Source organism: Streptomyces pathocidini, from assembly GCF_001418495.1.
Classification (GTDB): Bacteria; Actinomycetota; Actinomycetes; order Streptomycetales; family Streptomycetaceae; genus Streptomyces; species Streptomyces pathocidini.
On the sequence record NZ_LIQY01000140.1, the window covers coordinates 24,037 to 29,954 of the forward strand.

Annotated in this window: 4 protein-coding genes and 1 pseudogene; all 5 read right to left on the bottom strand. The window is 70.9% G+C overall.

Annotated elements, in window-relative coordinates; translation table 11 throughout:
- The coding region (locus tag AOK16_RS27425) for an ABC transporter ATP-binding protein (protein WP_079101199.1) at window positions 1-900 on the bottom strand (900 nt) is incomplete at its 3' end.
- 134 nt (window positions 901-1,034) lie between these two features.
- Window positions 1,035-2,636: pseudogene (gene cydD / locus AOK16_RS08815) on the bottom strand (thiol reductant ABC exporter subunit CydD); the annotation flags it as partial.
- 54 nt (window positions 2,637-2,690) lie between these two features.
- Complete coding sequence (gene cydB, locus AOK16_RS08820; RefSeq protein WP_055471684.1) at window positions 2,691-3,695, bottom strand: cytochrome d ubiquinol oxidase subunit II; 1,005 nt, start codon at window positions 3,693-3,695, stop codon at window positions 2,691-2,693.
- A gap of 31 nt (window positions 3,696-3,726) precedes the next feature.
- Complete coding sequence (locus tag AOK16_RS08825; protein WP_055471685.1) at window positions 3,727-5,229, bottom strand: cytochrome ubiquinol oxidase subunit I; 1,503 nt, start codon at window positions 5,227-5,229, stop codon at window positions 3,727-3,729.
- An 89-nt stretch (window positions 5,230-5,318) separates the two neighbouring features.
- Window positions 5,319-5,918, bottom strand: a 600-nt coding sequence (locus AOK16_RS08830; protein WP_157859151.1) for an aminotransferase class I/II-fold pyridoxal phosphate-dependent enzyme, incomplete at its 5' end; no start/stop codon positions are given.

A 5,918-nucleotide genomic window follows, 5' to 3' on the forward strand; every position in this document is an offset into this window, starting at 1 on the left:
GCAGTCGGTTCCGGTCAGGGTGAAGAACGCCTCCTCCAGGGAAGGCCGGTACACGGTGAGCCGGGCCAGGGTGATGCCCATCGCCGTCGCGATCCGGTTGAGCTCCGGGGCCCAGTCGGCGGGCGCTCCGATGCGCAGCAGGCCGTCGTCGGCACGGACACTGCGGCCCTTCTCCCGCAGGGCGGAGATCAGGCGGTCGAGGTCTTCGGGGTGCTCCGGCGCGGCTTCGACGACGGGTGAGTGGGCCGCTGCCAGTCCGGTGCGGTTGCCTTCGAACAGCTTTCGGCCGCGGTCGAGCAGGACGAAGTGGCTGCACAGCGCGTCGAGTTCGTTCAGCTGGTGGCTGGATATCAGGGTCGTGACCCCCGTGGCGGCCAGCGACACGAGCAGGCCGCGGAGCTCCGCCGTACCGACCGGGTCCAGTCCGGTGGTGGGTTCGTCCAGCACGAGCAGCCGCGGTTCGGTGAGCAGGGCCCCGGCTATGCCCAGCCGCTGGCGCATGCCGAGCGAATAGCCGGACACCGGCCGGTCGGCGTACGGGAGCATGCCCGTCTGCTTCAGCACCTCGTCGATGCGGCGGTGGTCCGTGCCGCTCACTTCGGTGAGCACCCGCAGATTGGCGCGGCCGGTCAGGCGCCGGTACAGCGCGGGCTGTTCGATGAGCGCACCGACGCTTGGCAGGTACCGCCGCGGCCGGTCGAGCGGGTGGCCGAGGACGGTCCCCTCTCCCGCGTCGGGCCGCTCCAGCCCAAGGAGCAGCCTCATGGTGGTGGTCTTTCCGGAGCCGTTGGGGCCGACCAGGGCGGTGAGCGAACCGGTGGGCACGCTCAGGTCGATGCCGTGCAGGGCGGTCAGGGGCCCGTAAGCCTTGCGGAGGCCGCGTACGTCGATGGCGGTCATGTGGTGGGCGACTCCGATCCGGGGTCCTGTGGGGCGTCGGTGCGGGTGAGCAGGCCGTCCGGGTCGAGGCGGCGCAGGGCGGCGGAGGCCGGTTCTCCGTCAAGCGGCAGGTCGTGCAGCACCCGGCCGGCCGACATGACGGCGAGGCGGTCGGCCAGGCCGTCGGCCCAGGCCAGGTCGTGGGTGCACAACACGATCAGCCTGCCCTCGGCGTGCCACTGCGCCAGGGTCGAACGCAGCGCGGCAGCGGCGGAGGCGTCGAGGGCGTTGCTGGGTTCGTCGAGCAGGACCAGGTCCGGGGCGTGCACGGTCGCCGCGATCAGCCCGAGTTGTTTGCGCATGCCGAGGGAGAGTTCCCGGACCAGGGAGTCCCTGCGGTCGGCGAGCACCGTCCCCTCCAGGCGGGCGAGCGCCGGGCCGGGCGGGCGGCGGTACAGGCGGGCCACCAGCCTCAGTTGCTCCGCCACGGTCAGGTACTCGTACAGCGGCGGATCCGCCTGGAGGAAGGCCCGCCGCGCGCGTGCCCGGCTGTCCGCGGCCGGGACGCCATCGACTCGGACCGTGCCGCTGGTCGGCGGCACCAGTCCGGCGAGCAGCCTCAGCAGCGTCGTCTTGCCCGCGCCACTGGGCCCCACGAGGGCGACCGTCTCGCCGGGGGAGACCGTCAACGTCGTGGCGGGGAGCGAGGGTTCGGCCCGGCCCGGATGCCGTACGGCCACCTGCTCCAGCCGCAGCTCCGCGCCCCGCGCGTCCGGGGCGGGCACCACCCCGTCCGCGGGCGGCGCCGTCTCCAGCACCGCGAACACCTCGTCCGCCGCCGCGAGCCCCTCCGCCGCCGCGTGGTACTGCGCGCCCACCTGCCGCAGCGGCAGATACGCCTCGGGAGCCAGGATCAGCACGACCAGACCCGTGTGGAGGTCGAGGTCGCCGTGGACCAGCCGCATGCCGATGCCCACCGCCACCAGCGCCACCGAGAGCGTCGAGAGCAACTCCAGGGCGAAGGAGGAGAGGAACGCGATCCGCAGGGTCCGGAGCGTGGCACGCCGGTAGTCGCCGGTGATCGCGCGGATCGAGTCGGCCTGGGCGCGGGCCCGCCCGAAGATCTTGAGGGTGGGCAGCCCGGCCACCACGTCGAGGAAGTGCCCGGACAGCCACGACAGCAGCCGCCACTGGCGGTCCACCCGGGACTGGGTGGCCCAGCCGATCAGCACCATGAAGAGCGGGATGAGCGGCAGGGTCAGCACGATGACCGCCGCCGACACCCAGTCCTCGGTGACGATCCGCGCCAGCACCACCACCGGCACCACGGCCGCGAGCCCCAACTGCGGGAGGTAGCGGGCGAAGTAGTCGTCCAGCGCGTCCACACCGCGCGTGGCGAGGGTGGTCAGCTCACCGGTCCGTTGCCCGCCCATCCAGCCGGGCCCGAGGCGTACCGCGTGTTCCAGCAGGCGCAGCCGCAGTTCGGACTTGACCGAGGCGCCGGCGCGGTGAGCGGCCAGCTCCGTCAGCCAGGAGACCAGGCCCCGGCCCGCGGACACGGCCGCGAGCAGCGCCAGCGGCGTGACCGACTCGTCCACCGCCAGGCCGCGTTGGAACGCTCCGACGACCAGATCGGCGATGAGCATCGCCTGGGCGACGACCAGCCCCGCCCCGGCCAGCCCGAGCAGCACGGCCGCGGCGAGGAAGACCCGGGTCGCGCGGGCGTACCGGAGGAGTCGCGGGTCGACAGGTTTCACGTGAAACATCCGTCCTGACGGGGCTGGTCGGCGCCTCGGTGGGACCTGGCGGCCTCAGTGGGAGGCGTCGGCGATGTGGTGCGTGCCGATCCGCTTGCGGAAGACCCAGTACGTCCAGCCCTGGTAGAGCATCACCACGGGAGCAGCGATGGCCGCGCACCACGTCATGATCTTCAGCGTGTACGGGCTGGAGGACGCGTTGCTCACCGTCAGGCTCCAGCGCGGGTCCAGCGAGGACGGCATGACGTCCGGGAACAGGACCAGGAACAGCATCGCGACGGCCGCCGTGATCGTCACCCCGGACAGCGCGAACGACCAGCCCTCGCGCCCCGCGAGGTTGCACCCGATCGCCCCGACCAGCGCCACCACGGCGACTCCCGCGACGGCGAGGCTCGCGCCGTTCCCCTGGTCCAGCTGGGTCCAGCCGAGGAAGCCCAGCGCGAGGACGGCGGTGACGGCGCCCAGCACCGTCGCGAGCCGCCGCGCCCGCAGCCGGATGTCGCCCACGGTCTTGAGCGCGGTGAACACCGCCCCGTGGAAGGTGAAGAGGGCCAGCGTCACCAGACCGCCCAGCAGCGCGTACGGGTTGAGCAGGTCCAGGACGGTGCCCACGTACTCCCCGTCCGCGTCGATCTTCACCCCGCGCACAATGTTGCCGAAGGCGACGCCCCACAGCAGGGCGGGCAGCAGCGAGGTCCAGAAGATCGCGTGCTCCCAGTTGCGCTGCCAGCGCTCCTCGCCGCGCTTGGCCCGGTACTCGAAAGCGACTCCGCGCACGATCAGGCAGACCAGGATCAGCAGCAGCGGGAGGTAGAAGCCGGAGAAGAGGGTGGCGTACCACTCGGGGAAGGCGGCGAAGGTCGCGCCGCCCGCGCTGAGCAGCCAGACCTCGTTGCCGTCCCAGACGGGTCCGATGGTGTTGATGAGCACCCGCCGCTCGGCCCGGTCGCGGGCGAGCAGCTTGGTGAGCACACCGACGCCGAAGTCGAAGCCCTCCAGGAAGAAGTAGCCGGTCCACAGGAAGGCGATGACGACGAACCAGACGTCGTGGAGTTCCATGTCGCGCTCCTCTCAGTTCTCTCGGGGCTGCTCAGTACGAGAAGGCCATCGGCTTGTCGGCATCGGCGTCGTGGCCGCCGATCCTGGTGGGCGGGTTGCGGTCGGAGTCGGTGAGTTCCGGCGGCCCGGCCTTGACGTACTTCACGAGGAGCTTGACCTCGATGACCGCGAGGATCGCGTACAGCGCGGTGAAGACGATCATCGAGGTGAGGACCTCGCCCTGCGAGACACCGGGGGAGACGGCGTCGGAGGTGCGCAGTACGCCGTAGACGACCCAGGGCTGGCGGCCCATCTCGGTGAAGATCCAGCCCCAGGAGTTGGCGATCAGCGGGAAGCCGGTCGTCAGCAGGGCGATCCGCCAGTACCAGCCGGTGAGGCGCGGGCCGAGCGCCCGGCCCTTGGTGAGCGCGAGCCGCGGTGGCTCCTCCTCGGAGGTCCGCAGCCCCGGCGCGAGCCAGAACTTCTTCCGGGTGAGCCAGAGTCCGGCCAGGCCGATGGCGAAGGAGGCCATGCCGAACCCGATCATCCAGCGGAAGCCCCAGTACGCGACGGGGATGCTGGGCCGGTAGTCGCCGGGGCCGAAGCGTTCCTGTTCGGCCTTGTTGACGTCGTTGATGCCGGGGACCTCGGAGGAGAAGTCGCCGTTGGCGAGGAAGGACAGCGCGGTCGGGATCTCGATGGCGACCTTGTTGTGGCCCTCGTCCACGTCCCCGTACGCGAAGAGGGAGAAGGGCGCCGGTGCCTCGCTGTCCCACAGGGCCTCGGCCGCCGCCATCTTCATCGGCTGCTGCCGGAACATGACCTTGGCCAGCTGGTCGCCGCTGACCGCGGTCAGCGCACCGGCGACCACGAGCGTGATCAGCCCGACCCGGAGCGAGGTGCGCATCACGGGGACGTGCTTCTTGCGGGCCAGGTGGAAGGCGGCGATGCCGACCATGAACGCGCCGCCGGTGAGGAAGGCGGCGGTGAGCGTGTGGAAGACCACGACCAGGGTGGTGTCCTGGCTCAGCACCCGCCAGAAGTCGGTCAGTTCGGCCCGGCCGTTGTTCATCCGGTAGCCGACCGGGTGCTGCATCCAGGAGTTGGCGGCCAGGATGAAGTACGCGGAGAGCATGGTGCCGATGGACACCATCCACATGCAGGCGCAGTGGATCTTCTTGGGGAGCTTGTCCCAGCCGAAGATCCACAGCCCGATGAACGTGGACTCGAAGAAGAAGGCGATCAGCGCCTCGAAGGCGAGCGGGGCGCCGAAGACGTCCCCGACGAAGCGCGAGTAGTCCGACCAGTTCATGCCGAACTGGAACTCCTGGACGATGCCGGTGACGACGCCCATCGCGATGTTGATCAGGAAGAGCTTGCCCCAGAATTTGGTGGCCCGGAGGTACTTGTCCCGGCCCGTCCGCACCCACGCGGTCTCCAGCCCGGCCACCAGCGCGGCGAGGGAGATCGTCAGCGGGACGAAGAGGAAGTGGTAGACGGTGGTGATGCCGAACTGCCAGCGGGCCAGGGTTTCCGGCGCGAGTGCCAGGTCCATACCGCCTTCTCCTTACCACGAGCTTGTGAACGCGTTCACATTCACAAGCCATTATGACGCACACACCTGGACGGCGTGTGCGGGGGGTGTTACAGCCCCACGCGGAAGTCCTCGGCGACCCTGAGCAGCACGTCATTCGCCTCGGCCTCACCGATCGTGGCCCGCACGCCCTCTCCGGGGAACGGCCGGACGACCACTCCCGCCCGCTCGCACGCCGCGGCGAAGTCCACCGTGCGCTCCCCCAGCCTCAGCCAGACGAAGTTCGCCTGCGACTCGGGCACGGTCCAGCCCTGCTTGGCCAGCCCCTCCGCGACCCGCTTCCGCTCGCAGACCAGCGAGCCGACCCGGCCCAGCAGCTCGTCCTCGCAGCGCAGCGAGGCGACGGCCGCGTCCTGCGCCAACTGGCTCACCCCGAAGGGCACGGCCGTCTTGCGCAGCGCGTCCGCCACCGGCTCGTGCGCCACCGCGAACCCGACCCGCAGGCCGGCCAGGCCGTACGCCTTGGAGAAGGTGCGCAGCACGCAGACATTGGGGCGCGACCGGTAGATCGCCAGGCCGTCCGGCACCTCGGGGTCGCGGATGAACTCCTTGTACGCCTCGTCCAGCACCACCAGGACGTCGCCCGGCACCCGGTCCAGGAAGCGCTCCAGCTCCGCACGGCGCACGGCGGTGCCGGTGGGGTTGTTGGG